This is a genomic window from Pseudomonas sp. LBUM1660, assembly GCF_059695935.1.
This window is the reverse complement of sequence record NZ_CP166795.1, coordinates 780799-807166: the sequence shown is the minus strand read 5'-3', so window position 1 is coordinate 807166 and position 26368 is coordinate 780799. Positions and strand designations below refer to the sequence as shown.

24 protein-coding genes, 2 tRNA genes and 1 rRNA gene are annotated in these 26368 nt (G+C 59.3%); 16 read left to right on the top strand and 11 right to left on the bottom strand.

Annotated features, from left to right (window positions below; translation table 11 throughout):
- Positions 1-223 precede the first annotated feature (223 nt).
- From ACA068_RS03645 to aptA, 5 genes are all read right to left on the bottom strand, one after another.
- A tRNA-Ala gene (locus ACA068_RS03645) sits at positions 224-299 on the bottom strand.
- Positions 300-326: 27 nt separating this feature from the next.
- Positions 327-403 (bottom strand) — tRNA-Ile (locus ACA068_RS03640).
- Positions 404-485: 82 nt separating this feature from the next.
- Positions 486-2024 (bottom strand): 16S ribosomal RNA (locus ACA068_RS03635).
- 628 nt (positions 2025-2652) lie between these two features.
- Entirely contained in the window at positions 2653-4146 is a 1494-nt protein-coding gene (locus tag ACA068_RS03630) for a CoA-acylating methylmalonate-semialdehyde dehydrogenase (RefSeq protein ID WP_497307681.1), read from the bottom strand.
- A 63-nt stretch (positions 4147-4209) separates the two neighbouring features.
- The gene (gene aptA, locus ACA068_RS03625) at positions 4210-5559 is read right to left on the bottom strand and encodes an omega-aminotransferase AptA (RefSeq protein ID WP_497307679.1); all 1350 of its coding nucleotides are present in this window, start codon (positions 5557-5559) and stop codon (positions 4210-4212) included.
- Positions 5560-5698: 139 nt separating this feature from the next.
- Here aptA and ACA068_RS03620 point away from each other — a divergent pair, with 139 nt between their 5' ends.
- The 6 genes from ACA068_RS03620 to ACA068_RS03595 all read left to right on the top strand — a co-directional run bounded on the left by ACA068_RS03620 (position 5699) and on the right by ACA068_RS03595 (position 12207).
- A complete protein-coding gene (locus tag ACA068_RS03620; protein WP_084319101.1) occupies positions 5699-6619 on the top strand; it encodes a LysR family transcriptional regulator in 921 nt (306 codons plus the stop codon).
- A gap of 207 nt (positions 6620-6826) precedes the next feature.
- Complete coding sequence (locus tag ACA068_RS03615; RefSeq protein ID WP_109627829.1) at positions 6827-7477, top strand: TetR/AcrR family transcriptional regulator; 651 nt, start codon at positions 6827-6829, stop codon at positions 7475-7477.
- A gap of 7 nt (positions 7478-7484) precedes the next feature.
- Positions 7485-8066: an IMPACT family protein gene (locus ACA068_RS03610; RefSeq protein ID WP_497307677.1), complete on the top strand. Its 582-nt coding sequence runs from the start codon at positions 7485-7487 to the stop codon at positions 8064-8066.
- A gap of 531 nt (positions 8067-8597) precedes the next feature.
- Entirely contained in the window at positions 8598-10163 is a 1566-nt protein-coding gene (locus ACA068_RS03605) for an ABC transporter ATP-binding protein (protein ID WP_497307675.1), read from the top strand.
- 11 nt (positions 10164-10174) lie between these two features.
- Complete coding sequence (locus ACA068_RS03600) at positions 10175-11281, top strand: ABC transporter permease (protein ID WP_497307673.1); 1107 nt, start codon at positions 10175-10177, stop codon at positions 11279-11281.
- Complete coding sequence (locus tag ACA068_RS03595; RefSeq protein ID WP_497307671.1) at positions 11281-12207, top strand: ABC transporter permease; 927 nt, start codon at positions 11281-11283, stop codon at positions 12205-12207. Before ACA068_RS03600 ends, ACA068_RS03595 begins: the two co-directional genes overlap by 1 nt.
- 39 nt (positions 12208-12246) lie before the next feature.
- Here ACA068_RS03595 and ACA068_RS03590 read toward each other — a convergent pair whose 3' ends face one another.
- Positions 12247-12705: a hypothetical protein gene (locus tag ACA068_RS03590; protein ID WP_497307669.1), complete on the bottom strand. Its 459-nt coding sequence runs from the start codon at positions 12703-12705 to the stop codon at positions 12247-12249.
- Between the two features lie 83 nt (positions 12706-12788).
- Between ACA068_RS03590 and ACA068_RS03585 the strand changes: the two genes are divergently transcribed.
- From ACA068_RS03585 to ACA068_RS03575, 3 genes are all read left to right on the top strand, one after another.
- Positions 12789-13139: a MerR family transcriptional regulator gene (locus ACA068_RS03585; RefSeq protein ID WP_497310532.1), complete on the top strand. Its 351-nt coding sequence runs from the start codon at positions 12789-12791 to the stop codon at positions 13137-13139.
- Between the two features lie 25 nt (positions 13140-13164).
- Complete coding sequence (locus ACA068_RS03580; RefSeq protein WP_497307667.1) at positions 13165-13851, top strand: SDR family oxidoreductase; 687 nt, start codon at positions 13165-13167, stop codon at positions 13849-13851.
- A 263-nt stretch (positions 13852-14114) separates the two neighbouring features.
- The gene (locus tag ACA068_RS03575) at positions 14115-15473 is read left to right on the top strand and encodes an 8-oxoguanine deaminase (RefSeq protein WP_497307665.1); all 1359 of its coding nucleotides are present in this window, start codon (positions 14115-14117) and stop codon (positions 15471-15473) included.
- A gap of 122 nt (positions 15474-15595) precedes the next feature.
- On the opposite strand, the gene ACA068_RS03570 is transcribed toward ACA068_RS03575, so the two are convergent.
- Positions 15596-16684, bottom strand: a complete 1089-nt coding sequence (locus ACA068_RS03570) for a calcium:cation antiporter (RefSeq protein WP_497307664.1) — start codon at positions 16682-16684, stop codon at positions 15596-15598.
- A 296-nt stretch (positions 16685-16980) separates the two neighbouring features.
- Between ACA068_RS03570 and ACA068_RS03565 the strand changes: the two genes are divergently transcribed.
- The 3 genes from ACA068_RS03565 to ACA068_RS03555 all read left to right on the top strand — a co-directional run bounded on the left by ACA068_RS03565 (position 16981) and on the right by ACA068_RS03555 (position 20208).
- Positions 16981-18063, top strand: coding sequence for a BMP family ABC transporter substrate-binding protein (locus tag ACA068_RS03565; RefSeq protein WP_497307662.1), 1083 nt, complete (start codon positions 16981-16983; stop codon positions 18061-18063).
- 143 nt (positions 18064-18206) lie between these two features.
- Positions 18207-19172 (top strand): 2-oxoglutarate and iron-dependent oxygenase domain-containing protein, encoded by a 966-nt coding sequence (locus tag ACA068_RS03560; protein WP_497307660.1) that lies wholly within the window; start codon positions 18207-18209, stop codon positions 19170-19172.
- An 82-nt stretch (positions 19173-19254) separates the two neighbouring features.
- On the top strand, positions 19255-20208 hold the full coding sequence (locus ACA068_RS03555) for an adenosine deaminase (protein WP_497307659.1): 954 nt from the start codon (positions 19255-19257) through the stop codon (positions 20206-20208).
- Between the two features lie 181 nt (positions 20209-20389).
- Here ACA068_RS03555 and ACA068_RS03550 read toward each other — a convergent pair whose 3' ends face one another.
- Together ACA068_RS03550 and vimR are read right to left on the bottom strand one after the other, a co-directional pair.
- Entirely contained in the window at positions 20390-21124 is a 735-nt protein-coding gene (locus ACA068_RS03550; RefSeq protein ID WP_497307657.1) for an ArsR/SmtB family transcription factor, read from the bottom strand.
- 295 nt (positions 21125-21419) lie between these two features.
- A complete protein-coding gene (vimR, locus tag ACA068_RS03545; RefSeq protein WP_497307655.1) occupies positions 21420-22349 on the bottom strand; it encodes a transcription regulator VimR in 930 nt (309 codons plus the stop codon).
- A gap of 118 nt (positions 22350-22467) precedes the next feature.
- On the opposite strand from vimR, the gene ACA068_RS03540 reads away from it, so the two are divergent.
- From ACA068_RS03540 to ACA068_RS03530, 3 genes are all read left to right on the top strand, one after another.
- A complete protein-coding gene (locus tag ACA068_RS03540) occupies positions 22468-22761 on the top strand; it encodes a putative quinol monooxygenase (RefSeq protein ID WP_497307653.1) in 294 nt (97 codons plus the stop codon).
- Positions 22762-22793: 32 nt separating this feature from the next.
- On the top strand, positions 22794-23807 hold the full coding sequence (locus ACA068_RS03535) for a zinc-binding alcohol dehydrogenase family protein (RefSeq protein WP_497307652.1): 1014 nt from the start codon (positions 22794-22796) through the stop codon (positions 23805-23807).
- A 134-nt stretch (positions 23808-23941) separates the two neighbouring features.
- The gene (locus ACA068_RS03530) at positions 23942-24112 is read left to right on the top strand and encodes a hypothetical protein (RefSeq protein ID WP_165557415.1); all 171 of its coding nucleotides are present in this window, start codon (positions 23942-23944) and stop codon (positions 24110-24112) included.
- Positions 24113-24120: 8 nt separating this feature from the next.
- Here ACA068_RS03530 and ACA068_RS03525 read toward each other — a convergent pair whose 3' ends face one another.
- Both ACA068_RS03525 and ACA068_RS03520 read right to left on the bottom strand, forming a co-directional pair.
- A complete protein-coding gene (locus ACA068_RS03525) occupies positions 24121-25317 on the bottom strand; it encodes a multidrug effflux MFS transporter (protein ID WP_497307650.1) in 1197 nt (398 codons plus the stop codon).
- Positions 25318-25541: 224 nt separating this feature from the next.
- Entirely contained in the window at positions 25542-25739 is a 198-nt protein-coding gene (locus ACA068_RS03520; protein WP_497307648.1) for a heavy-metal-associated domain-containing protein, read from the bottom strand.
- A gap of 147 nt (positions 25740-25886) precedes the next feature.
- Between ACA068_RS03520 and ACA068_RS03515 the strand changes: the two genes are divergently transcribed.
- Positions 25887-26267 (top strand): hypothetical protein, encoded by a 381-nt coding sequence (locus ACA068_RS03515; protein WP_497307646.1) that lies wholly within the window; start codon positions 25887-25889, stop codon positions 26265-26267.
- Positions 26268-26368 lie beyond the last annotated feature (101 nt).

Here is a 26368-nt window from a genome sequence, read left to right as displayed (position 1 = left end):
CTGTGAAGACGACATTCGCCGAAAATTCGATAATACTCAATTAAGAGCAACTCACAAATTTTACCTTAGCCTGATCCGTTACCAGTGAAAGTAACGTTCAGTCTATCTTTCTATCACATACCCAAATTTTTAAAGAACGATCTAGCCAAAGACTAGAAATCAACATTCACCATCATCACAATGGAATGCTCATTTCTAAGCTTTCAACAAACAGAAGCAGTAGTGGTGGAGCCAAACGGGATCGAACCGTTGACCTCCTGCGTGCAAGGCAGGCGCTCTCCCAGCTGAGCTATGGCCCCGTATTTCTACAGGTTCCCACACAAAATTGGTGGGTCTGGGCAGATTCGAACTGCCGACCTCACCCTTATCAGGGGTGCGCTCTAACCAACTGAGCTACAGACCCAATTTCGGGCTGCTTCTTATCGTCTTCTTCAATGAATCAAGCAATTCGTGTGGGAACTTATGGAGCAGCTGATGTCGTCGATTAAGGAGGTGATCCAGCCGCAGGTTCCCCTACGGCTACCTTGTTACGACTTCACCCCAGTCATGAATCACACCGTGGTAACCGTCCTCCCGAAGGTTAGACTAGCTACTTCTGGTGCAACCCACTCCCATGGTGTGACGGGCGGTGTGTACAAGGCCCGGGAACGTATTCACCGCGACATTCTGATTCGCGATTACTAGCGATTCCGACTTCACGCAGTCGAGTTGCAGACTGCGATCCGGACTACGATCGGTTTTCTGGGATTAGCTCCACCTCGCGGCTTGGCAACCCTCTGTACCGACCATTGTAGCACGTGTGTAGCCCAGGCCGTAAGGGCCATGATGACTTGACGTCATCCCCACCTTCCTCCGGTTTGTCACCGGCAGTCTCCTTAGAGTGCCCACCATTACGTGCTGGTAACTAAGGACAAGGGTTGCGCTCGTTACGGGACTTAACCCAACATCTCACGACACGAGCTGACGACAGCCATGCAGCACCTGTCTCAATGTTCCCGAAGGCACCAATCCATCTCTGGAAAGTTCATTGGATGTCAAGGCCTGGTAAGGTTCTTCGCGTTGCTTCGAATTAAACCACATGCTCCACCGCTTGTGCGGGCCCCCGTCAATTCATTTGAGTTTTAACCTTGCGGCCGTACTCCCCAGGCGGTCAACTTAATGCGTTAGCTGCGCCACTAAGAGCTCAAGGCTCCCAACGGCTAGTTGACATCGTTTACGGCGTGGACTACCAGGGTATCTAATCCTGTTTGCTCCCCACGCTTTCGCACCTCAGTGTCAGTATCAGTCCAGGTGGTCGCCTTCGCCACTGGTGTTCCTTCCTATATCTACGCATTTCACCGCTACACAGGAAATTCCACCACCCTCTACCATACTCTAGCTTGTCAGTTTTGAATGCAGTTCCCAGGTTGAGCCCGGGGATTTCACATCCAACTTAACAAACCACCTACGCGCGCTTTACGCCCAGTAATTCCGATTAACGCTTGCACCCTCTGTATTACCGCGGCTGCTGGCACAGAGTTAGCCGGTGCTTATTCTGTCGGTAACGTCAAAACACTTACGTATTAGGTAAATGCCCTTCCTCCCAACTTAAAGTGCTTTACAATCCGAAGACCTTCTTCACACACGCGGCATGGCTGGATCAGGCTTTCGCCCATTGTCCAATATTCCCCACTGCTGCCTCCCGTAGGAGTCTGGACCGTGTCTCAGTTCCAGTGTGACTGATCATCCTCTCAGACCAGTTACGGATCGTCGCCTTGGTGAGCCATTACCTCACCAACTAGCTAATCCGACCTAGGCTCATCTGATAGCGCAAGGCCCGAAGGTCCCCTGCTTTCTCCCGTAGGACGTATGCGGTATTAGCGTCCGTTTCCGAGCGTTATCCCCCACTACCAGGCAGATTCCTAGGCATTACTCACCCGTCCGCCGCTCGCCACCAGGTACAAGTACCCGTGCTGCCGCTCGACTTGCATGTGTTAGGCCTGCCGCCAGCGTTCAATCTGAGCCATGATCAAACTCTTCAGTTCAAACATCTTTGGGTTTTTAAGAAACCCTAAACTTGGCTCAGCAATCGTTGGTTACATCTTTGATTTCTCGCGGAGTAACTTGTGATGCTGATAATCTTGTTGACTATCAGTCTGACTCCACAAGCACCCACACGAATTGCTTGATTCAGTTGTTAAAGAGCGGTTGGTTAAGATCTTTCGTCTCAACCGAGGCGCGCATTCTACAGCAGCCTCTGTTGCTGTCAAGCGGTTATTTTCAGAAGCCTTCAAAGTTTCCTTTGCAACTTCAACCACTTGCGCTTCCGATCTCTCGTTAGCGGGAGGCGAATTCTACAGCGTTACTCGCTGCTGTCAACACCTCTTTTTCTCCGCTTTCGACCGAGAAGATCGAATCGTCAATCAAGCTAAACAACCCTGCCTGATCAACTCCTTCTGGGCTTCGATGACCTGAAGCAACTCGCTGCCGAAAACTGCGTAACTCTTTGTTTACCAAGGAGTTTTCCGTTTCGACTGCGCCGGAAGTGGGGCGAATTATAGACTTCCAGAATCTGCCGTCAACACCTAATTTCACATTTCTGTCATATAGGTCAAAAAACCCCGAAAACACGAAGGCCGAGCCCCAAAAGGGCTCGGCCTTCTGCCCTTCTACTTACAAGCTAGGGAATGCGAATTGCGACGCTTCATGGCTCGCACGCTGTGGCCAGCGCTGGGTAATGGCCTTGCGACGGGTGTAGAAACGCACGCCATCCGGGCCATACGCATGCAGATCGCCAAACAGCGAACGCTTCCAGCCACCGAAACTGTGATAAGCCACTGGCACCGGCAACGGCACGTTGACGCCGACCATGCCGACTTCGATCTCATCACAGAACAACCGCGCCGCTTCCCCGTCACGGGTGAAGATGCAGGTGCCATTGCCATACTCGTGATCGTTGATCAGCTGCATCGCCTCTTCCAGGCTGTTGACCCGAACGACGCAAAGCACCGGCCCAAAGATCTCTTCTTTATAGATGCGCATCTCACGCGTGACGTTATCGAACAGGCAGCCACCCAGGAAGAAACCTTCCTCATGTCCGGCCACGCTCAAACCACGACCGTCCACAACCAGGGACGCACCCGAAGAAACGCCGTCTTCTATATAGCCACTGACTTTATCGCGCGCCTGCCCGGAAACCAGCGGCCCCATGTCCAGCCCACAAGAAGTACCCGCACCGATTTTTAGCGCCTTGATTTGCGGCACCAACTTGGCCACCAACGCATCCGCCACCTGGTCACCCACACACACGGCCACCGAGATCGCCATGCAACGCTCACCGCAAGAACCGTAGGCTGCGCCCATCAGTGCGCTGACCGCGTTGTCCAGATCCGCATCCGGCATCAGCACCGCATGGTTCTTCGCGCCGCCCAGTGCCTGGACGCGTTTGCCGCGCTTGGTACCTTCGGCATAGATGTATTCGGCAATCGGCGTCGAACCCACGAAACTCAGCGCTTTGACTTCCGGCGCTTCGATCAGCGCATCCACTGCCGCCTTATCACCGTGCACCACACTCAGCACACCTTTAGGCAGACCTGCTTCGATCAACAACTGGGCAATCAGCAGCGTAGAGCTCGGATCACGCTCGGACGGCTTGAGGATGAAGCAGTTGCCGCAGACAATTGCCAGCGGATACATCCACAGCGGCACCATCGCCGGGAAGTTGAACGGAGTGATACCGGCTACCACGCCCAACGGCTGGAAGTCCGACCAGGCATCAATGTTCGGACCGACGTTACGGCTGTACTCACCCTTGAGGATTTCCGGCGCTGCGCATGCGAACTCAACGTTCTCGATACCGCGCTTCAACTCGCCCGCCGCGTCTTCCAGCGTCTTGCCATGCTCTTCACTGATCAACTGAGCGATGCGTGCTTCGTTCTGTTCCAGCAGTTGCTTGAAACGGAACATCACCTGCGCACGTTTGGCCGGCGGCGTGTTACGCCAGGCCGGGAAGGCAGCCTTTGCCGAGTCGATGGCTTTCTGAATGGTTTCGCGGCTGGCCAACGGCAGCTTGTGGATGGCCTGGCCAGTGGACGGGTTGAACACGTCAGCCGTGCGACCGTCTTCGGTCACCAGTTCGCCATTGATCAAATGCGGGATAAGGCTCATGCGCAGCTCCTGAAAAGTTGTCCACGGGCACCCTTCGAAGGGCGCCTCATATAGAGGGGAATATCAGTCGATTTTGTTCAGCACTTCGCCGACCGCGTCGAACAGACGATCAAGGTCTTGCGGCTTGCTATTGAAGGTTGGGCCGAATTGCAGGGTGTCACCGCCAAAGCGCACGTAGAACCCGGCTTTCCAAAGCGCCATGCCGGCTTCGAACGGACGCACAATGGCATCGCCGTCACGTGGCGCGATCTGGATCGCGCCGGCCAGACCGTAGTTACGAATGTCGATAATGTTTTTCGAGCCCTTCAGGCCGTGCAGCGCATTTTCGAAATGTGGCGCGACTTCGGCCACGCTCTGCACCAGGTTTTCCTTTTGCAGCAGGTCGAGTGCGGCCAGGCCAGCGGCGCAAGCCACCGGATGCGCGGAGTAGGTGTAACCGTGCGGGAATTCCACCGCGTACTCTGGCGTCGCCTGGTTCATGAAGGTCTGGTAGATCTCGGAGCTGGCAATCACCGCGCCCATCGGGATCGCGCCGTTGGTGACTTGCTTGGCGATGCACATCAGGTCCGGGGTCACGCCGAAGCTGTCGGCACCGAACATGGAACCGGTACGGCCGAAACCGGTGATCACTTCGTCGAACACCAACAGGATGTTGTGTTGATCGCAGATTTCGCGCAGACGCTTCAGGTAGCCCTGTGGCGGAACCAGCACACCAGCGGAACCGGCCATTGGCTCGACGAATACCGCAGCGATGTTCGAAGCATCATGCAGCTCGATCAGTTTGAGCAGTTCATCCGCCAGAGCGATACCGCCCTCCGTCGGCATGCCACGGGAATACGCATTGCTCGCCAGCAACGTGTGCGGCAGGTGATCGACGTCCATCATCGCCTGACCGAACATTTTGCGGTTGCCGTTCACGCCACCGAGGCTAGTGCCGGCGATGTTCACGCCGTGATAGCCACGGGCACGGCCGATCATTTTGGTCTTGGTCGCCTGGCCTTTCAGGCGCCAGTAAGCACGCACCATCTTCACCGCCGTGTCAGCACACTCGGAACCCGAATCGGTGAAGAACACGTGATTCAGATTGCCCGGCGTCAAGTCGGTGATTTTTTCGGCCAGTTGAAACGACAACGGATGGCCGTACTGGAAGCCTGGCGAGTAATCCAGGGTGCCCAACTGCTTGGCGACCGCTTCCTGGATCTCCTTGCGAGTGTGCCCGGCGCCACAGGTCCAGAGACCCGACAGCGAATCGTAGACCTTGCGACCCTTGTCGTCCGTCAGCCAGCTGCCCTGCGCTGCAACGATCAGTCGCGGATCGCGCTGGAAATTGCGGTTGGCGGTGTAGGGCATCCAGTGGGCATCGAGCTTGAGCTGGCTGGCCAAAGGAGACTGGGCGTTTTCGGGCAAGTTCATGGGCAAAACCTCGCAGGGCAATAAGCGGCATAGAGATCAAAAGCGTTCTTGCAGCTAAGTTGCCACGAGGATAAAGTCGGTGAAATCCAACTCTTCTAACGTTCAGTCTGTCAAACACTAAACTTTGAGCTATTTGCGCATGAGCATTCGCCGCCCCGATCCACTCGCACAAGTCAGTGACTTTGATATCCGCCTGCTGCGCATTTTCCGCAGTGTGGTGGAATGCGGCGGCTTTTCTGCGGCGGAGTCGGTATTGGGCATCGGTCGCTCGGCCATCAGCCAGCAAATGAGCGATCTGGAACAGCGCCTCGGCCTTCGTCTATGCCAACGCGGTCGCGCCGGGTTTTCCCTGACCGAAGAAGGTCGCGAGGTGTACCAATCGGCGTTGCAGCTATTAAGTGCACTGGAAAGTTTCCGCACCGAGGTCAACGGTCTGCACCAGCACTTGCGTGGTGAATTGACCATCGGCCTGACCGACAACCTCGTCACCCTGCCCCACATGCGCATCACCCATGCCCTGGCACAACTGAAGGAACGCGGGCCGGACGTGCAGATTCAGATCCGCATGATCGCGCCCAACGAAGTCGAACAAGGCGTGCTCGACGGTCGCTTGCATGTCGGCGTGGTGCCGCAGGCCAGTGCACTGTCGGGGCTGGAATATCAGCCGCTTTATAGCGAACGCTCGCTGCTGTATTGCGCGGTCGGCCACCCCTTGTTTTACGTCGACGACAAGCAACTGGACGACGAGCGCCTCAACAGTCAGGACGCCATCGCACCGACCTTCCGTTTGCCGGCGGAAATCCAGGCGCATTATCAGGCGCTCAATTGCACCGCCAGTGCCTCGGACCGCGAAGGCATGGCGTTCCTGATCCTCACCGGGCGCTACATCGGCTACCTGCCGGACCACTACGCCAGCCTCTGGGTGCAGCAAGGCCGATTGCGTGCGCTGAAACCCAAGGCGCGCTTTTATGACCTGAGCCTCGCGTCGGTCACGCGCAAGGGCCGGCGCCCACATTTGGTTCTGGAAAGTTTTCTGGAGAGCCTCGCGGCGACACGTTGAAAGTGGTGGAAACCTGTAGGAGCGAAGCTTGCTCGCGAAGGCGGCGTGTCAGCTATATCAATGTCGACTGACATGCCGCTTTCGCAAGCAAGCTCTGCTCCTACAGGAATTGTGGTGTTCAGGTTTTATTGCGTCAGGACTTGTCTGAAGCTTGTGGGTGCGCTATCAACGCAGTGGCTACACCCATCCACTTGTTTGGAAGTGCCTATGACCTTTGAAGTCCCCGCTCACGGCGGCAAACCCGCCAGCCGCATTCGTCAGAAGAACGAAGAGACCATCATCAAAGCCGCCGAAGACGAGTTCGCCCGTCACGGATTCAAAGGCACCAGCATGAACACCATCGCCCTGAATGCCGGGCTGCCCAAGGCGAACCTGCATTATTACTTCACCAACAAACTCGGTTTGTACGTGGCGGTGTTGAGCAATATCCTTCAGTTGTGGGACAGCACCTTCAACACCTTGACTGCCGAGGACGATCCGGCCGAAGCGCTGACGCGATACATCCGTGCCAAAATGGAATTCTCCCGTCGCCAGCCGCAAGCCTCGCGGATCTTCGCCATGGAAGTGATCAGTGGCGGTGAATGCCTGACCGAGTATTTCAATCAGGACTATCGCGCCTGGTTCCAGGGGCGGGCGGCGGTGTTCCAGGCGTGGATCGACGCCGGCAAGATGGATCCGGTCGACCCGGTGAACCTGATCTTCCTGCTGTGGGGCAGCACCCAGCATTACGCCGACTTCGCCACCCAGATCTGCCGTGTCAGCGGCCGTACCAAGCTGACCAAACAGGACATGGAAGACGCCGGCAACAACCTGATCCGCATCATCCTAAAAGGCTGCGGCCTCACGCCAGCTATCTAAGACACTTATGCCTTTTACCCTCAGCGGTTTTTGCGAATACCGCGAAGAGATTCGCAAAAGCCGCTTCATCACCTTCGCCGCGCCGATCGCAAGCCCAGCTGAAGCCCAGGTGTTCATCGATCAGCACAGCGACTTGAATGCCTCGCACAACTGCTGGGCCTGGAAGCTCGGCGACCAATACCGCAGCAATGACGATGGTGAACCGGGCGGCACCGCAGGACGACCGATTCTGGCGGCCATCGAAGCGCAGGATTGCGATCAGGTCGCGGTGCTGGTGATTCGTTGGTATGGCGGCATTCAATTGGGCACCGGCGGCCTCGCCCGGGCCTATGGCGGTGGCGCGAACAAGTGCCTGCAAGGTGCCGCGAAAGTCGAGCTGATCAGCCGGATGCCGGTGAGCTGTGCCTGTGCATTTGGTGAGTTGGCGCTGGTGAAACTGCGCGTCGCGGAATCTGGCGGTTTGGTGGTGGAAGAAACCTTCACCGCCAATGGCGTGGAATTGCAATTGGCGATCGGTAAAGAGCAAATCACGACCCTGCAAACTCAGCTCGCAGACCTGAGTCGCGGGCGCATTGTGTTGCAGCACTGATCGCACCAACACCGCTCACTGCCCTTTCATCGAGCCTGTTCACTTGCCCACATCTGCTGTGCACCCGGCTGTGGATAACCTGAGCACATCCTGCTGTAACCCTTCTGTCATGCGGCTTTGCGGGCTTTGTTCATTTTTCGTCCAATTTTCCACACAAACCACTAATCCCACGGAAAAACAAACAGTTAGCGCCGGTTATCACCTTTAGAAGATAGCCGCACAGTACTTATGCCCGTGCTTTCGGCTTGCGCACAAATACTGTGGAACAACCTGTGGATAACCCGTTCATGGCTGGCTCTGCCCTATATCCGGCATAGGTTGCGGCGTGCTGCTCGTTTTTTGACCAGTACCCGGCGAGCAAAATCAGAGCCTGATCAAGCACTTTGCCCTCAAGTGGTGCCTGACTAGGCAAAAAAACTGGTGGGGACTCGCCCTGAATACCTTTGCCAGCAAGGATTTTCAGTTTTCCTGACTCAATGGCCAGGAAATTGCTTTATCCACAGGCATAACTTCTAGCGACCCGAGCCTGTCATGCCCAACCCCGTGCCGATCCCCGATCAAGCGCCTCGCCTGCAACTGCGCAGAATCAGCAAACGTTACCCCGGCTGCCTGGCCAACGACGCCATCGACCTGAACATTGCTCCCGGCGAAATCCACGCCCTGCTCGGCGAAAACGGCGCGGGCAAAAGTACGTTGATGAAAATCATCTACGGCGTCACCCATGCCGATTCCGGGGAAATGATCTGGCAAGGCCAGCACGTGAGCATGCGCAATCCGGCACAGGCTCGCGGACTGGGAATCGGCATGGTGTTCCAGCATTTCTCGCTGTTCGAAACCCTCAGCGTGGCGCAGAACATTGCATTGGCGATGGGCGCGGCGGCCGGCACGCCGAAGCAGCTTGAGCCCAGGATTCGTGAAGTCTCCCGGCGCTACGGCATGGCACTCGAACCGGAGCGACTGGTCCACAGTCTGTCGATCGGCGAGCGGCAACGGGTGGAAATCGTTCGCTGCCTGATGCAGGACATTCGCCTGCTAATTCTCGATGAACCGACTTCCGTGCTCACACCGCAGGAGGCCGACGACCTCTTCATCACCCTGCGCCGACTCGCCGCCGAGGGTTGCAGCATTCTGTTCATCAGCCACAAGCTCGGCGAGGTGCGCGCGTTATGCCACAGCGCAACGGTGCTGCGCGGCGGTAGGGTGGCCGGTCATTGCGTGCCGGCCGAGTGTTCGGATCAGCAATTGGCGAGGTTGATGGTGGGGGGAGCCGCCGAGCTGATCACCGATTATCCGAAGGTGATCGGCGGTGACGCGTTTTTGAATGTGAGCAGATTGTCGTGGCACAACCCGGACCCGTTCGGCTGCTCCCTGACGGACATCGACCTAGAAGTGCGCAGCGGCGAAATCGTCGGTATCGCCGGCGTGGCAGGCAATGGTCAGGATGAATTGCTGGCCCTGCTCAGCGGCGAAGAACGGTTGAGCCGAAACGACAACGGGACGATCCGTTTCGGTGGGCAGCCGGTCGCCGATTTGCGGCCCGATGCTCGACGCCACCTTGGCCTCGCGTTTATTCCCGCCGAGCGTCTGGGTCACGGCGCGGTGCCCGAACTGAGCCTCGCTGATAACGCCCTGCTCACCGCGTTTCAACAAGGGCTGGTCAGCAACGGCCTGATTCAGCGCGCCAAGGTCGAGGCGTTGGCGCAAGAAATCATCCGCCGCTTTGGCGTGAAAACACCCGGTACCCAAGCGCCGGCTCGCAGTTTGTCCGGCGGCAATTTGCAGAAATTCATCCTCGGCCGGGAAATCCTCCAGCAACCGAAATTGCTGGTGGCCGCGCACCCGACCTGGGGCGTGGACGTCGGCGCCGCCGCGACCATTCACCGTGCGTTGATTGCCTTGCGCGATGCCGGCGCGGCGATCCTGGTGATCAGCGAAGACCTCGACGAACTGTTCCAGATCAGCGACCGGCTCGGTGCCTTGTGCAGCGGACGCCTGTCGCCACTCAGAGCCACGGTCGACACGCGCCTGATCGACGTCGGCGGCTGGATGGCCGGCCAGTTCGACGCCCCACACTCACTCGCATCCGCAACGGTTTAACGGAGTTTCACATGCTGCTTTCTCTCGAACCCCGTGGCCAGCAATCGCGCCTGATGCTGTGGTGCTCGCCGTTGCTGGCCGCGGCCCTGACATTGGGCTGCGGCTCGCTGCTGTTTATTGCGCTGGGCCATGATCCGCTGCTCACACTGCACACCCTGCTGATTGCGCCGGTCAGCGACTTGTATGGTGTCTCCGAACTATTGGTCAAAGCCTTGCCGATTCTGCTGTGCGCGCTGGGGCTGGCCGTGGCGTATCAGGCGCGGATCTGGAACATCGGCGCCGAAGGTCAGTTGCTGCTCGGCGCCCTGGCCGGCAGTGCACTGGCGGTGAACATCATCGATATGCAAAGTCGCTGGGCGCTGGTGCTGATCCTGCTCGTCGGCACTTTTGCCGGTGCCGCGTGGGGCGGGCTGACGGCATGGTTGCGCACGCGTTTCAATGCCAACGAAATCCTCACCAGCATCATGCTCAATTACATCGCACTGAACCTACTGCTGTTCTGCGTGCATGGGCCGTTGAAGGACCCGGCCGGGTTCAACTTTCCGGAGTCGGCGATGTTCGGCGATGCCAGTCGTTTGCCGCTGTTGATGGAGGACGGCCGGGTTCACGCCGGAGTGTATTTCGCCCTGCTCGCATTGGTGGCCGTCTGGGTTTTGCTGCAAAAAAGCTTTGTCGGCTTCCAGATCAAAGTGCTCGGGCTGGACAAGCGCGCGGCGAGCTTCGTCGGGTTTCGCGAGAAGCGGCTGATCTGGCTGGCGCTGTTGATCAGCGGCGGATTGGCGGGGCTGGCCGGGGTATGTGAAGTCACCGGGCCGATTGGCCAACTGGTGCCGCAGGTTTCGCCGGGTTATGGCTATGCCGCGATCACGGTGGCGTTTCTCGGGCGGCTCAACCCTATCGGCATTCTGTTTTCCAGCCTACTGATGGCGTTGCTGTACATCGGTGGCGAGAGCGCGCAGATGAGCATGAACCTGCCGCAAGCCATCACCCAGTTGTTCCAGGGAATGATGCTGTTTTTCCTGTTGGCCAGTGACGTGCTGATTCTCTACCGACCGCGTTTGCACCTGCGCTGGACTCGTCGCGCGCAAGCCACCGCCGTACACGCAGGAGCGCTGTGATGGATATCGATCTGCTGAGCAATATTTTCTACGCCATGGTCCGTTGCGGCACGCCGTTGCTGTTGGTGGCGCTGGGCGAATTGATCTGTGAGAAAAGCGGCGTCCTGAATCTGGGCCAGGAAGGCATGATGCTGTTTGGCGCGGTGATCGGTTTTATCGTCGCCCTGAACAGCGGCAACCTGTGGCTCGGCGTGTTGCTGGCGATGCTCGCCGGGATGCTGTTGTCGTCGCTGTTTGCGCTGGTGGCATTGGTGTTCAACGCCAATCAGGTGGCCACTGGATTGGCGCTGACGATTTTCGGCGTGGGCCTGTCGACGTTTGTCGGCGCGGCGTGGGTCGGTAAACCGCTGGCCGGTTTTGAGCCGGTGGCGATTCCTTACCTGAGTGAAATACCTTTGATCGGGCGAATGCTGTTTGCCCAGGATTTGCTGGTGTATCTGTCGTTCGCGTTGTTTGCGCTGGTGGCGTGGGTGATTTTGAAAAGTCGTGTGGGCTTGATCATTCAAGCGGTCGGCGAAAATCCAGATGCGGCCAGTGCCATGGGCTTGCCGGTGCTCGGCGTGCGCACCTTGGCGGTGTTGTTCGGCGGGGCGATGGCGGGTTTGTCCGGTGCCTATTTGTCCCTGGCCTATACGCCGATGTGGGCGGAAAACATGAGCGCCGGCCGTGGCTGGATTGCCTTGGCGCTGGTGGTGTTTGCCAGTTGGCGAGTGTGGCGCTTGCTGTTGGGCGCGTATCTGTTCGGGCTCGCCAGCATCCTGCACCTGGTGGCGCAGGGGTTGGGGCTGGCGATACCGTCGAGTCTGCTGGCGATGTTGCCGTATGTCGCGACCATCGTGGTGTTGGTGCTGCTGTCGCGGGATGCGGTGCGCACACGGTTGTATGCGCCGGTGTCGTTGGGGCAGCCGTGGCGGGCGGGGCATTAAGGTTGACCCGACCGGCCTCTTCGCGGGCAAGCCTCGCTCCTACGGGTTTTGCGCAATTCGTGAAACCGGCACTGGACATGTAGGAGCGAGGCTTGCCCGCGAAGGCTGCCGGACAGGCAACACCTGAACCACGCCCCACGCCAACTCAAAGACCAGAAAAATCACCAACAGCGAACTGGCACCATGGAGCAAGGCATAAAGCTGCCAAGCCGAAAACAGAAACCGCCCCACCGCGTCATACCGACCAAAAATCTGCTGCGGATCACGAATCCGCAGCACCGCCCACACGCAGACAATCGACCCCAACAGATTGGCCATCAACATGTGCATCGGCTCGAACGGCGGCAACTCTCCAGGTAAATCGAAAGCCTGGCTCACACTCAACAACACCCCCTGCAACGCGGTAAAACTCCACGGCGTGATAAACGCTGCCGTCACGATCAAGTCATACCAGGCGCTGCCCCGCACCAACCGGCGATATTGCGTTGAAGTCCACATCGGCCTTGCTCCATACATTCAGGGAGCAACAAGGCTAAAGCCTGGAGTATGCTCCAAGGTCAAGCCCCTCTCGAGACGTCATGATGCGCATCGGTGAATTAGCCCAGGCCAGCGCCGTCAGCCGCGACACGCTGCGTTTCTACGAGCAGCGCGGACTGATCGCCGCACAACGCAGTGCCAACGGCTATCGCGACTATCCGCCAGACATGGTGCAACTGGTGCTGTACATCAAGACGGCTCAGCGGTTGGGCTTTACCCTCGGCGAGATCGGCAACAGCGTCGCCACGATCTGGCAATCGCCGGATCCTGACAGCGCCGTCACGCAGTTGCTGCAAGACAAACTCAAGCTGATTGAAACCCGTATGGACGAACTCGGTGCATTGCGCCACGAGTTGCAACAACGGCTCGGTCAGCGGTGTCCACTGAATCCATGATCCTCATTTATCAAGGAAGCCACTCATGTCCAAGGCAAAAACCGCCCTCATCATCGGTGCCTCCCGAGGCCTGGGCCTCGGCCTGGTGAAAACCCTGTTGGCCGACGGCTGGCAAGTCACCGCTACCGTGCGCAATCCGAAGAACGCCGAGGCGCTGCAAGCGCTGGGCAAGGTACGGATCGAGAAACTCGATATGGACGATCAGCAGGCGGTCATCGCCCTGAGCCAACAGCTCAAGGGTGAAGTGTTTGATTTGCTGTTCGTGAATGCCGGGGTCAAGGGGCCGGACGTTCAGACGCCGGGCGGCGCGACGTTCGCCGAGGTCGGCCAATTGTTCTTCACCAACGCGGTGGCGCCGATCAACCTGGCACAACGTTTTGCCGGGCAGATTCGCCCGGAGACCGGCGTTCTGGCGTTCATGAGTTCGGTGCTGGGTAGCGTGACCATGCCGGACGCGCCGGAGCTGGCGTTGTACAAGGCCAGTAAAGCGGCGCTGAATTCCATGACCAACAGCTTCGTCACTCAACTAGGCGAGCAGAAACTCACGGTGTTGTCGTTGCACCCGGGCTGGGTGAAGACCGACATGGGCGGTGAAGGTGCCGATATCGACGTGGAAACCAGTACGCGTGGGTTGGTTGATCAGGTGAATGCTTATGTCGGCAAGGGTGGGCATCACTTCGTGAATTACCGGGGTGAAACCATTCCCTGGTAAACACCACCCTCCCCCTGTGGGAGCGAGCCTGCTCGCGATGGAGTGTCAGTCGACACCCATGCAGCTGACCCACCATCGCGAGCAGGCTCGCTCCTTGGATGTCATTCCACATAAGGTTTGCGTCGTCTGGTCGGGCAGGGCTTGCCGGCCAGGCGGTTATGTTCGAAACTCCGCACCTCGCCCTAGCGGCGACCCTGGATCAGCAGACAGGGTAATCACTGAGCTGGCTAACCTGAACCCCACTTTCAGAGGAGCCGGCCAACATGCCTGCGACCCGTACCTGGTTAAAAAATCCCCTCGCCATCTTTACTGCCAATGACCTCGATGCCCGTGGCGGCCTGGTTGTGCAAGACGGCGTGATCGTCGAAGTGCTCGCCGCTGGCCAGCAACCGTCCGCGCCCTGTGGACACGTTTTCGATGCCCGCGAGCATGTGATCCTGCCGGGGCTGATCAACACCCATCACCACTTCTATCAGACCCTGACCCGCGCCTGGGCGCCGGTGGTCAATCAGCCGTTGTTCCCGTGGCTGAAAACCCTCTACCCGGTCTGGGCACGCCTCACCACTGAAAAACTCGCCCTCGCCACGAAAGTTGCGTTGGCTGAGTTGCTGCTGTCCGGCTGCACCACCGCCGCTGATCACCACTATTTGTTTCCAGAAGGTCTGGAAAACGCGATCGACGTGCAAGTCGAGAGCGTCCGCGAACTGGGCATGCGCGCCATGCTGACCCGCGGCTCCATGAGCCTGGGGGAAAAGGACGGCGGCCTGCCACCGCAGCAGACTGTCCAGGAAGGCGAAGTGATCCTCGCGGACAGCCAGCGCTTGATCGCCGAGTACCACCAGCGTGGCGATGGTGCGCAAATCCAGATCGCTTTGGCACCGTGCTCGCCGTTCTCGGTGACGCCGCAAATCATGTCCGCCAGCGCCGAGCTCGCGAACACACTCGACGTGCGCCTGCACACGCACCTGGCGGAAACCCTCGACGAAGAAGACTTCTGCCTGCAACGCTTCGGCTTGCGCACAGTGGATTATCTGGACAGCGTCGGCTGGCTCGGTCCACGCACTTGGCTGGCCCACGGCATCCACTTCAACCCGGACGAAATCGCCCGCCTCGGCGCCGCGGGCACGGGGGTTTGCCATTGCCCGAGCTCGAACATGCGCCTGGCCTCCGGCATTTGCCCGACCCTGGACCTGACCGCTGCTGGCGCGTTGCTGGGTCTGGGGGTGGATGGATCAGCGTCCAACGATGCCTCGAACATGATGCTCGAAACCCGTCAGGCGCTTTACATTCAGCGGCTGCGTTATGGCGCGGAGAAGATCACCCCGGAATTGGTTCTGGGTTGGGCAACCAAGGGCTCGGCCAGTTTGCTGGGCCGGACCGACATCGGTGAGCTGGCGGTGGGCAAGCAGGCGGATATGGCGCTGTTCAAACTCGATGAGCTGCGCTTCTCCGGCAGTCATGATCCGGTGTCGGCGTTGCTGCTGTGTGGTGCGGATCGTGCGGACCGGGTGATGATCGGTGGCAAGTGGCGAGTGATTGATGGGCAGGTCGAGGGCCTGGATCTGAAGGGATTGATTGCTGATCACAGCCAGGCGGCTCGGCAGCTAATCGCCGGCGCGTAAGACGAGCACGATCTAATGTGGGAGCGGGCTTGCTCGCGAAGAGGGAGTGCCAGTCGACATCAATGTTGAATGACACTCCCCTCTTCGCGAGCAAGCCCGCTCCCACAGTGGTATGTGGTGTTTCAAAGCCCCAGCAGCGACAACATGATGAACGTCGCAAACAACACAAAATGCGTCATGCCTTCGATGGCATTGGTTTCGCCGTCGTTGAGGTTGATCGCGCTGACGATCAGGGTGAGGAAGATCATCACCGTCTGCACCGGGGTCATCGCCATCTGGAACGGCTGGCCGGTGTAGAGCGCCATCGCTTCCATCACCGGCACCGTCAGGATCACCGTCGACAGTGACGCCCCCATGGCGATGTTGACCACCGATTGCATGCGATTGGCCAAGGCCGCGCGCAATGCCGTCAGAATCTCCGGCGCGGCGGAAATCGCCGCCACCAGAATCGCCGTAATCACCGGCGGTGCTCCCGTGCCTTCCAGGCCCAGGTCGAGGGTCTTGGACATCACTTCGGCCAAGGCGCCGATCACCACAACGCCGAACACCAACGTGCCGATACTCAGCGCCAGATTGACTGGCTCAGGTTCCTCTTCCGGGACTTTCCTGCGGCGTTTTTCCGGGTAGCTGTAGCTGAAGAAATAACTGTGCGGCCCGACCTGCATACGCAGGAACAGGGTGTAGAGCACGATCATCGCGCCGATGGTGAACGCCGAATAAATCTTCCAGTTGGCCTCGGGGATGAACTCCGGCACCACCATGGACACGCCCATGGCGGTGAGGATCATCACGCTGTAACTGCGGGCCGAGTCATCGTTGTACGACTGTTCGCCGTGCTTGATCCCGCCCATCAACGCGGCCAGGCCGAGGATGCCGTTGATGTCGAGCATCACCGCCGAATAAATCGTGTCGCGCACCAGGGTTGGCGAGGCTTCGTTACTCATCATGATCGCCAGGATCACCACTTCCACCAGCACCGCGGCCAGGGTCAGGATCATCGTGCCGTAAGGGTCGCCGACTTTTTCGGCGAGCAGTTCGGCGTGATGGGCGACGCGCATGGAGGCGGCGACGATGAAGGCAATCAGCACCAGGCCAGCGGTCAGCGCGATGGGCTGGCCGCTGTGCAGCATCCAGTGTTCCATCGGATAAGCAACGACGGCGGCAATCACGGCCAGCAGCAGAAACTTTTCTTGCTTGAGGAGTGTGAGCATTGCGGGCCTTTTTTGCCGAGTGGAGCAAACAGAGTGATGAGCTACTGACTGCGGGGCGGCGCTAACGTTTCGTTACACCTTAGCGCACCAGTGGATGGCAGCAGGTTTGGCACGTGCACTTTTATTGGCCTTGTGGGCCTCTTCGCGGGTAAGCCTCGTTCCTACAGGTTGGCGTCGCTTGTAGGAGCGAGGCTTGCCCGCGAAGGCCATTACACGGTTTCGGCGTTTTTGTTGTCCTGTTGGTCAGCAATTTGCATTGCCCCTGCCAACCTCACAACAACATGGAGTTCGAATTCATGCACAAACGTCCGTTGAAGAAGCTGCTTTGCGCCGTTGCCGCGGCTATCGGTCTGAGCGCGAGCCTGACCGCCAGCGCTGCCGACCCGCTGAAAGTCGGCTTCGTCTATATCGGCCCGATCGGTGACCACGGCTGGACGTATCAGCATGAACAGGGGCGCAAGGCGCTGGCCGAAAAGTTCGGCAATCAGATCACCACCAACTATGTGGAGAACGTCGCCGAAGGGGCCGATGCCGAGCGGGTGATCCGCAACATGGCCAAGGACAAGTACGACCTGATCTTCACCACGTCGTTCGGCTACATGAACCCGACCCTGAAAGTCGCCAAACAGTTTCCCAAAGTGACCTTCGAACACGCCACCGGCTACAAGCAGGACAAGAACCTCGGCACCTACCTGGCGCGCACGTATGAAGGTCGCTACGTCGGCGGTTTCCTCGCGGCGAAGATGACCAAGACCAAGAAGATTGGCTACGTCGCGTCTTTCCCGATCCCGGAAGTGATCCGCGACATCAACGCCATTCAACTGGCCCTGAACAAGTACAACCCCGGTACCGAGATCAAGGTGGTGTGGGTCAACTCGTGGTTCGATCCGGGCAAGGAAGCCGACGCCGCCAACGCGCTGATCGACCAAGGCGTCGATGTGGTGTTCCAACACACCGACAGCCCGGCGCCGATTCAGGCGGCCGAACGTCGCGGCGTGTATGCCGTCGGCTACGCTTCGGACATGGCGCACTTCGGGCCGAAAGCGGTGCTCACGTCGATCGTCAACGACTGGGGCCCGCATTACATTCAAGCGACCCAAAGCGTGCTCGACCACACCTGGAAATCGCAGGATTACTGGGGCGGGTTGAAGGAAGGCACGGTTGAGCTGCCGATCAGTGACCTTGTGCCGGCGGCGGTGAAAACCGAGGCCGAGCAGATCATTGCGGACATCAAAAGCGGCGCCTTCCACCCGTTCACCGGGCCGATCAAGGACCAGGCCGGCAACGAGAAAATCCCGGCGGGCGCGACGGCGAGCAATGCGGAGCTGGCATCGATGAACTACTACGTTGAAGGCATGAAAGCCGACATTCCCAAGTAATTCCCGAGCCAAACACAAATCCCTGTGGGAGCGGGCTTGCTCGCGAAGGCGGTGGGTCAGTCAACAGAGATGTTGAATGTGCTGGCCCCTTCGCGAGCAAGCCCGCTCCCACAATGGATTTTCAGCGTTCTTAAGGACTGCGCATGAACCAACTTCCGATCATCGACATCGCCCCGCTCTACAGCGATGACCAAACCGCCTGGCAATCCGTCGCCAGCCAAATCGACCACGCCTGCCGCGAGTGGGGTTTCTTCTACATCAAGGGACACCCAATTTCCGCGCAACGCATCGCCGCCGTACTCGACCACGCCCAACGCTTCTTCGCCTTGCCCACCGCCGAAAAGCTCAAGATCGACATCACCCAGACCCGCCACCATCGCGGCTACGGCGCCATTGCCACCGAGCAACTGGACCCGAGCAAACCCAGCGACCTGAAAGAAACCTTCGACATGGGCCTGCACCTTCCGGCCGATCACCCTGAAGTGTTGACGGAAAAACCGCTGCGCGGCCCCAACCGTCATCCCTCGATGCCCGGTTGGGAAGCCTTGATGGAGCAACACTACGTCGACATGCAGGCACTCGCCCAAACGCTGTTGCGCGCGATGACCATGGCGCTGAACATCGAGCGCGACTTCTTCGACACACGCTTCCATCAGCCGGTCAGCGTGCTGCGGATGATCCATTACCCGCCGCGCCATACCGCCAGCTCCGAGGAACAACAAGGCGCCGGCGCCCACACCGATTACGGCTGCATCACCCTGCTGTACCAGGACGCCGCCGGTGGCCTGCAAGTGCGCAACGTCAACGGCGAGTGGATCGACGCGCCGCCGATCGAAGGCACGTTCGTGGTTAACCTCGGCGACATGATGGCGCGCTGGAGCAACGATCGTTACCTGTCGACGCCGCACCGGGTCATCAGCCCGCTGGGCGTTGATCGTTATTCGATGCCGTTCTTCGCCGAACCACACCCCGATACGCCCATCGAATGTCTGCCCGGTTGTCAGAACGAATTACACCCGGCGAAGTACCCGGCCACCACGTGCGCCGAATTCCTGCTCTCGCGCTTCGCCGACACTTACGCCTATCGACGGGAACAGGCCGCTGTGTGATGAACCGGCTGGTCAGGTTTTGCTAATTGTTTCTACGGGCATCTGTAGAATGCTCGCCATCTGCACCTGATGAGAAAAGACTATGTACGACTGGCTGAACGCCCTGCCCAAGGCAGAACTGCACTTGCACCTGGAGGGTTCGCTGGAGCCCGAGTTGCTGTTCGCCCTGGCCGAACGCAACAAGATCGCCCTGCCGTGGAGCGATGTCGAAACCCTGCGCAAGGCGTACGCCTTCAACAACCTGCAAGAGTTTCTCGACCTGTATTACCAGGGCGCCGATGTGCTGCGCACTTCGCAGGATTTCTACGACCTGACCTGGGCCTACCTGTTGCGTTGCAAGGCGCAGAACGTGATTCACACCGAACCGTTCTTCGACCCGCAAACCCACACCGACCGTGGCATCCCGTTCGAAGTGGTGCTCAACGGCATCGCGGCGGCGCTCAAGGATGGCGAGCAGCAATTGGGCATCACCAGCGGTTTGATCCTTAGCTTCCTGCGTCACCTGAGTGAAGACGAAGCGCAGAAAACCCTCGACCAGGCGCTGCCGTTTCGCGAAGCGTTTGTGGCCGTGGGCCTGGACAGTTCGGAGATGGGTCACCCGCCGAGCAAATTCCAGCGCGTGTTTGATCGTGCCCGTCACGAAGGCTTCCTGACCGTCGCCCACGCCGGTGAAGAAGGCCCGCCCGAGTACATCTGGGAAGCCCTCGACCTGCTGAAAATCCAGCGCATCGACCATGGCGTGCGCGCCATCGAAGACGAGCGCCTGATGCAGCGGATCATCGACGAGCAGATCCCGTTGACCGTGTGCCCGCTGTCCAACACCAAGCTCCGGGTGTTCGACCACATGTCCCAGCACAACATCCTCGACATGCTCGAGCGTGGCGTGAAAGTGACCGTGAACTCGGATGACCCGGCGTACTTTGGCGGGTATGTGACCGAGAACTTCCATGCGCTGTACACCGATTTGGGCATGACCCAGGATCAGGCCAGGCGTTTGGCGCAAAACAGCCTGGATGCGCGGTTGGTAAAACCCTAAGCATCACCGCATGCCCCTTGTGGGAGCGGGCTTGCTCGCGAAAGCGGAGTGTCAGGCAACATCACTATCGACTGACACGCCGCATTCGCGAGCAAGCCCGCTCCCACATTTAGAAAGGGTTGCTGCAACAAGACAGTGAGCCACAACGCCTGCCCCCGCGGGAGACGTCCATCAAATAGCTCTAAAGCGCCATTTCCAGCTCGGTTTCCTTGGCGAACCTCTGGATCTCCCGCTGCCCCGCGGCCGTGATCTGCAAGGCGCGCGAATCGTTGGGCAGGCTCAACCAGCCGGATTGCATGAACAGCTGCAACAACGCAGCGCCCAGCGAACCGCCCATGTGCGGGCGTCTTTCGCTCCAGTCGGGACACGCGCAGGCGACTTTGCTGTTGCGATGGGCCAGGGCCTGGATGTACACCCCGCGCGAGGCCAGTTGTGTGGACCCCTTGTGGGTGATCATGACGCGCTGTTCGAACTGCTCGATCCAGCCGGCATCCAGCAACCGCTGGTAAAGATCGGCGGCCAGGGTGCCTCCCAAATGGTCGTCGCACAGTCGGGCCCGCAACAACGACGAAGGCGCCGCCTGAGGTTTGGCGATGGGGCTGGTGCGTTTGAAAACGTCCGGGACGGGCTGCGGGGTGCTGGCCAGTGTTGCGCTGGCCAGTGCTTCGATTGCCGCGCCCACTTCAGGTGCGGCCAGGCGGAAAAAGCGTTTGCGCCCACGGATTTCGACTTTCAACAGACCTCCGGCGGACAAACGCCCCAGGTGTGCACTGGCCGAAGACGGTGACAGGCCGGCCAATAGCGCCAGCTCTTCGGTCTGCCGCGCCGAGCCATCCATCAAGGCCCACATCATTGCGCTGCGCTTGGGGTCAGCCAGCAATGTGGCGATCTGGCTGATGCAAGGTGCATGTTCCATGTATTCACTCCCTGTTGAATCGTTTCGTCTGCTGCTCAGAGACATCTTGACCAGTAATGTGTCGTCGGCCAAGACGCGGAAACCGCCATAAGCCGGGCAAAGCCCCTACTCACCCATGCCATTGCTTCGCAGGTGTGGCGAAGGTCGGATGATGACCGTGAGGCCATCGCCATCGCGGATCGACGGTGCGTACATGAGGCGGGCGCTAGTATAAGCGGGTTAACCGCCGGTTCCTGCCCTTGGGAAAGCGTGGGTGGTGATAGTTCCTGACAGAAATTTCGCTATTTGCCTGCGACTAATGATCGATGCCCGATATCGTCGGAAATTGACTGCCTAAATGAGCGCATCGGCTGGCAAGCATTTCCCGTAAAAGGTTCACCGGCTTACTCAATTGTGCGCGATGGGCGCACAGCAAATTCAGCGGTGCGCGCTCACAGAGCAACTCTGGCATCAGCACTTTCAATCGGCCGGCGAGCACATCGGCGGCGACATCGAGCCAGGACTTGTAAGCAATACCGGCCCCCGCCACTGCCCACAGCCGCACGACATCGGCGTCGTCACTGAAGCGATCGCCGCTGACGGTCAGCCCGACTTCGCGTTTGCCGTCGTGGAAACTCCAGTGGTCATGAACCCGGCTGCCGAGCATGAACAACAAACAATTGTGCTGCGCCAGTTGTTCCAGATGCCGCGGCTCACCATGCCTGGCCAGATAACTCGGTGCAGCGCAGAGCACGCGACGGTTTTGCGCTGCGATGGGCAGTGCCACCAGGTTTGAGTCTTCCGGCTCGCCGTAACGCAGGGCAATGTCCACCGGTTGGCGGAACAGGTCGGCGATGCGGTCGCCCAGCAATAGGCGCACGGTCAGTTTGGGGTGTTCGCGCTGAAACTCGTCGAGCCATGGCAGCAACAGGTTGCGGCCAAAGTCCGACGGTGCCGACAACTGCAGAATCCCGCTGACCTGATCCTGACCGCTGGCCAGCAAACGGCGACCTTCATCGAGATTACTCAGGGCAGCCCGGGCATATTCCAGAAAACCCTCGCCTTCGGCGGTCAGACGCAAACTGCGGGTGGAACGCGCCAGCAAACGCGCGCCAAGTTGCTGTTCAATGCGCTTCAACGCCGCACTGGCCACCGCCGCCGACATGTCCATCACCCGCGCCGCCGCCGACAGACTCCCCAGGTCCGCAGCCCGGACGAACAACTGCAAGTCATCGAAACGCAGCATTTTCAGCCCCGATTATCAAAAAAAAATTGAAAGAGACTGCTCTTTTAGCGGGTTTTATCTTGCAGAGAAATAGCCAATCATCTGTCCCATCGAAATCACCCCGCTTCTGGAGTCGACCATGTCCCAGCCTTTCACCGCCATTGCCACCCTCATTGCCAAACCCGGCCAGCAAGACGCCCTCGAACAGCACCTGCGCGCGCTGGTGGAACCGACTCGCGCCGAAGCCGGTTGCGGCCAATACGATTTGCATCAGGACCTGGCCAATCCACTGGCGTTCTACATGATTGAACACTGGAGCAGCGACGAAGCCCTGCAAGCCCATGACGCCAGCCCCCATGTCCAGCACTTCCGCGCCAAGGCCGGCGACTTTCTCGAGCACTTCGACCTCAAGCGCCTGCGCACCGTGGCTTGATCCCTTCTTCTATTACTGCTCAGGATCTCTACATGAAAGCCATCGCCTACTACGCCTCGCTGCCGATCAGCGACGCCCATTCCCTGCAAGACATCGAACTGCCAGAACCGGTTGCCGGCCCTCGTGACCTGTTGGTGGAAGTCAGAGCCATCTCGGTGAACCCGGTCGACACCAAGGTCCGCCAGAACGTCCAGCCTGAAGGCGGCGCGGCGAAAGTGCTGGGGTGGGACGTGGCCGGTGTGGTCAAGGCTGTCGGCAGCGAAGTCACGCTGTTCAAGGCGGGCGACAAGGTGTTTTACGCCGGTTCCATCGCCCGCGCGGGGGGCAACAGCGAATTGCACGTGGTGGACGAACGCATCGTCGGCCATATGCCGAAAACCCTCGGTTTCGCCGAAGCCGCCGCGCTGCCGCTGACCGCCATCACCGCCTGGGAGTTGCTCTTCGAACGCCTGCAAGTGCGCGAAGGTAAAACCGATGAAGGACAGAGCCTGCTGATCGTCGGCGCGGCGGGCGGTGTGGGGTCGATCCTCACGCAACTGGCCAGCCAACTCACCGGGCTGAAGGTCATCGGCACCGCTTCCCGTGCGCAAACCCAGAGCTGGGTACGCGAACTGGGTGCCGATCTGGTGATCGATCACAGCCAGCCGTTGAGTGAAGAACTCAAGCGCGCCGGCGTAGACCATGTGACCCACGTCGCCAGCCTGACCCAGACCGATCATCACCTGGATCAACTGGTCGAAGCGTTGGCCCCGCAAGGCAAACTGGCGCTGATCGATGATCCGAAAGCGCTGGACGTGACCAAGCTCAAGCGCAAGAGCCTGTCGCTGCACTGGGAATTCATGTACACCCGCTCGCTGTTCGAAACGGCGGACATGATCGAGCAGCACAAACTGCTCAACCGCGTGGCCGGGCTGATCGATGACGGTACGCTGAAAACCACAGTCGGCGAGCACTTCGGGACCATCAACGCGGCCAATCTGCGTCGCGCCCATGAGCTGCTGGAAAGCGGCAAGTCCAAGGGCAAGATTGTGCTCGAAGGGTTCTGAAACAGATTGATACAGGTGTCGCCCATTTGGGCGACACCGTCAGTCCGAGAGTTGACCCTTGTCACAATTGCGATCGTATTCGGGTCTACAATCGAAACCTCTGCGATGCAATCTTTTACGCAAGGAGGTCAGCAATGAAGATCCTGATAAAAGAAGTGGCTAAATCCCAGTGGCAGGTCCGTCTGGACCAACACGCTGTAACGTTCCGCAGCGAAGCTGAAGCGCTCGCCTTCACCAAGACCCTTGAAGCGCGATTGCTCGCACCCCATCAATTTCCCGATCGCCAGCAGCGCGCCGCTGGCTGAGTCCGTCCTCAAACCTGGGCTTGCGCCAATGCCCGGGCATTTTGCAAACGCCGGGTGAGCATCGCCGCGCTCACCACCAGAATCCCGCACAGGCTGATGACCATGGCCATCGGCACGGCGCTGCCATCGTGTAAAACACCAACCAACGCTGCCGCTCCGGCGGCAACGCTGAATTGCAGGCACCCGAGCATCGCCGACGCACTGCCGGCGCGGGCGCCCTGCCCGTTCATGGCGCAGGCCGAGGCGTTGGGGAGGATGCAACCGAGGCTGGCGATGCAGATAAACAGCGGAATCAGCAGCGGCCATAACTGTTGGGTGTGCAGCGCACTGACGGCGAGCAGCGTCAGGCCCGCCCCCAGGTAAATCCACACGGTACGCACCAGCAGGAATGCCGGGCCACGCTTGGCCAGCAGTCGAGCATTGACCTGCGCCACCAGAATGAAGCCCGCCGCGTTGGTCCCGAACAGCCAGCCGAAATGCTCGGCCGGGACCCCGTAGAGTTTGATGAAGACGAACGGCGAACCGGCGATGTAGGCAAACATCCCGGCAATGGCGATACCGCCGGTCAGGGCGTGGCCGAGGTAGACAGGATCCGACAACAGCCGACCATACTGACGTAACGCCCCGGACAACGGTTGACGCGGTACGTGGGCCGGCAGGCTTTCCGGCAAACCGATCGCCACGGCCAACCCTGCCAGCGCACTGAATCCGGTCAGCACCAGGAAGATCGACTGCCAGCCCGTGGTGTTGACCAGCAGTCCGCCCAGCATGGGCGCGAGAATCGGTGCCAGGCCCATCACCAGCATCAGCTGCGAAAAGACTTTCGCCGAACCCACCGCATCGCACTTGTCACTGACCACCGCACGGGCGATCACCATCCCCGCGCAACCACCGAGGGCCTGAATGAATCGCGCACCGATCAACCATTCCAGGTTCGGCGCAAACGCGCAGGCCAGGGAGGCAGCGGTGAACAATCCGACCCCCGTCAACAAGGGAATCCGTCGCCCGAACCGATCCGCCACCGGTCCGTATGCCAGCTGACCAAGGGACAAGCCAAGGAAGTACGCGGCCAGCGTCAACTGGACGTGTTTCTCATCGGTGCCGAACGCGAGTGCCATCGCCGGGAACGCCGGCAGATAGAAATCGATCGCCAGCGGGCCGAAAGCGCTCAGGGCGCCAAGAATCAAAATGGTACGGAAGTTCATCAGGCATCCAGTTGGGCATGGGTCGGCAGCCCGACAGTCTAGCCGTGCATCGACGCCTTGAACATTCCGATAGCTCGCTAACTATTAAAATCCCCCTGGATGAATGCAAAACCAAATGTGGGAGCGGGCTTGCTCGCGAATGCGGAGTGTCAGTCGCCGTCAATGTTGTCTGACACACCGCTTTCGCGAGCAAGCCCGCTCCCACAGGGAATTGCGCCCGTCATTCAGGCGGGTTTGGCTTCGTAGCCTTCTTCGCTGATCGCTGCGATCACTTGATCAGTCGTCAGCGCGCTTTCCACGCCGACTTCTTTGGCCGCCAGGTCGACCCGCACGCTGGCCGCAGGATCCTTGGCTAACAGCGCCTGGGTAATGGCTTTGACGCAGTGACCGCAGGACATGCCTTGAACGTTGAACACTTGCATGGTGTGGCTCCTTTTATGAGGTTGCGAGCAGTCTTGAGCTTGCCACCATGGCAAGGTCAAGTTCTGCAGAAGTCTGCCGGGCTGGCAATCGGTGTCGCGCTCGGCCAAGCTGCGTGCATCAATGACTCGACTTCAGGAGATTCAGCCATGCGCTGGTCAGCTCTCAGCCTGTTTGGCTTCCTCAGCCTATTTGCCGTGACACCTTCGGAAGCCGCCGGGGAGGACTATGGCGTACTGATCATTTCCCGCGAGCGCCTCGAAGTCGCGACCTCCTGCGAGATCGGCGTGTACATCCAGGACCAACTGTCGGCGCGGCTGTTCCAGGAACAAAGCACCTCGTTCAACCTGCCGCCGGGCGATGTGTCCCTGCGCCTCAAACTGCTGCCGGGCCAGGCACCGGGTTGCAACCCGGGCATGCTCGCCCCGGGATCGCAGAACATCACGCTCAAGGCCGGGGATGTGTTGAAGTTCCGGATTGCGATGACGCAGGAAGGGATGTACTTGAAACCCACTGCCCTCGATTACTGAAACAATTCCCTGTGGGAGCGAGCCCTTGTGGTGAGGGGATTTATCCCCGTTCGACTGCGAAGCAGTCGTAAACCAGTGCACTCGGTGTAACTGATACGCCG

Excerpts from the sequence above, each read along its gene's own strand:
- ACA068_RS03620 (WP_084319101.1), top strand. The coding sequence starts at position 5,699 with ATGAGCATTCGCCGCCCCGATCCACTCGCACAAGTCAGTGACTTTGAT.
- ACA068_RS03580 (WP_497307667.1), top strand. The coding sequence starts at position 13,165 with ATGTCCAAGGCAAAAACCGCCCTCATCATCGGTGCCTCCCGAGGCCTG.
- ACA068_RS03520 (WP_497307648.1), bottom strand. The coding sequence starts at position 25,739 with ATGCAAGTGTTCAACGTTCAAGGCATGTCCTGCGGTCACTGCGTCAAA.
- ACA068_RS03555 (WP_497307659.1), top strand. The coding sequence starts at position 19,255 with ATGTACGACTGGCTGAACGCCCTGCCCAAGGCAGAACTGCACTTGCAC.
- ACA068_RS03515 (WP_497307646.1), top strand. The coding sequence starts at position 25,887 with ATGCGCTGGTCAGCTCTCAGCCTGTTTGGCTTCCTCAGCCTATTTGCC.
- ACA068_RS03560 (WP_497307660.1), top strand. The coding sequence starts at position 18,207 with ATGAACCAACTTCCGATCATCGACATCGCCCCGCTCTACAGCGATGAC.
- ACA068_RS03540 (WP_497307653.1), top strand. The coding sequence starts at position 22,468 with ATGTCCCAGCCTTTCACCGCCATTGCCACCCTCATTGCCAAACCCGGC.
- ACA068_RS03530 (WP_165557415.1), top strand. The coding sequence starts at position 23,942 with ATGAAGATCCTGATAAAAGAAGTGGCTAAATCCCAGTGGCAGGTCCGT.
- ACA068_RS03610 (WP_497307677.1), top strand. The coding sequence starts at position 7,485 with ATGCCTTTTACCCTCAGCGGTTTTTGCGAATACCGCGAAGAGATTCGC.
- ACA068_RS03605 (WP_497307675.1), top strand. The coding sequence starts at position 8,598 with ATGCCCAACCCCGTGCCGATCCCCGATCAAGCGCCTCGCCTGCAACTG.
- ACA068_RS03585 (WP_497310532.1), top strand. The coding sequence starts at position 12,789 with ATGCGCATCGGTGAATTAGCCCAGGCCAGCGCCGTCAGCCGCGACACG.
- ACA068_RS03565 (WP_497307662.1), top strand. The coding sequence starts at position 16,981 with ATGCACAAACGTCCGTTGAAGAAGCTGCTTTGCGCCGTTGCCGCGGCT.
- ACA068_RS03525 (WP_497307650.1), bottom strand. The coding sequence starts at position 25,317 with ATGAACTTCCGTACCATTTTGATTCTTGGCGCCCTGAGCGCTTTCGGC.
- ACA068_RS03600 (WP_497307673.1), top strand. The coding sequence starts at position 10,175 with ATGCTGCTTTCTCTCGAACCCCGTGGCCAGCAATCGCGCCTGATGCTG.
- ACA068_RS03575 (WP_497307665.1), top strand. The coding sequence starts at position 14,115 with ATGCCTGCGACCCGTACCTGGTTAAAAAATCCCCTCGCCATCTTTACT.
- vimR (WP_497307655.1), bottom strand. The coding sequence starts at position 22,349 with ATGCTGCGTTTCGATGACTTGCAGTTGTTCGTCCGGGCTGCGGACCTG.
- ACA068_RS03595 (WP_497307671.1), top strand. The coding sequence starts at position 11,281 with ATGGATATCGATCTGCTGAGCAATATTTTCTACGCCATGGTCCGTTGC.
- ACA068_RS03630 (WP_497307681.1), bottom strand. The coding sequence starts at position 4,146 with ATGAGCCTTATCCCGCATTTGATCAATGGCGAACTGGTGACCGAAGAC.
- ACA068_RS03550 (WP_497307657.1), bottom strand. The coding sequence starts at position 21,124 with ATGGAACATGCACCTTGCATCAGCCAGATCGCCACATTGCTGGCTGAC.
- aptA (WP_497307679.1), bottom strand. The coding sequence starts at position 5,559 with ATGAACTTGCCCGAAAACGCCCAGTCTCCTTTGGCCAGCCAGCTCAAG.
- ACA068_RS03535 (WP_497307652.1), top strand. The coding sequence starts at position 22,794 with ATGAAAGCCATCGCCTACTACGCCTCGCTGCCGATCAGCGACGCCCAT.
- ACA068_RS03590 (WP_497307669.1), bottom strand. The coding sequence starts at position 12,705 with ATGTGGACTTCAACGCAATATCGCCGGTTGGTGCGGGGCAGCGCCTGG.
- ACA068_RS03570 (WP_497307664.1), bottom strand. The coding sequence starts at position 16,684 with ATGCTCACACTCCTCAAGCAAGAAAAGTTTCTGCTGCTGGCCGTGATT.
- ACA068_RS03615 (WP_109627829.1), top strand. The coding sequence starts at position 6,827 with ATGACCTTTGAAGTCCCCGCTCACGGCGGCAAACCCGCCAGCCGCATT.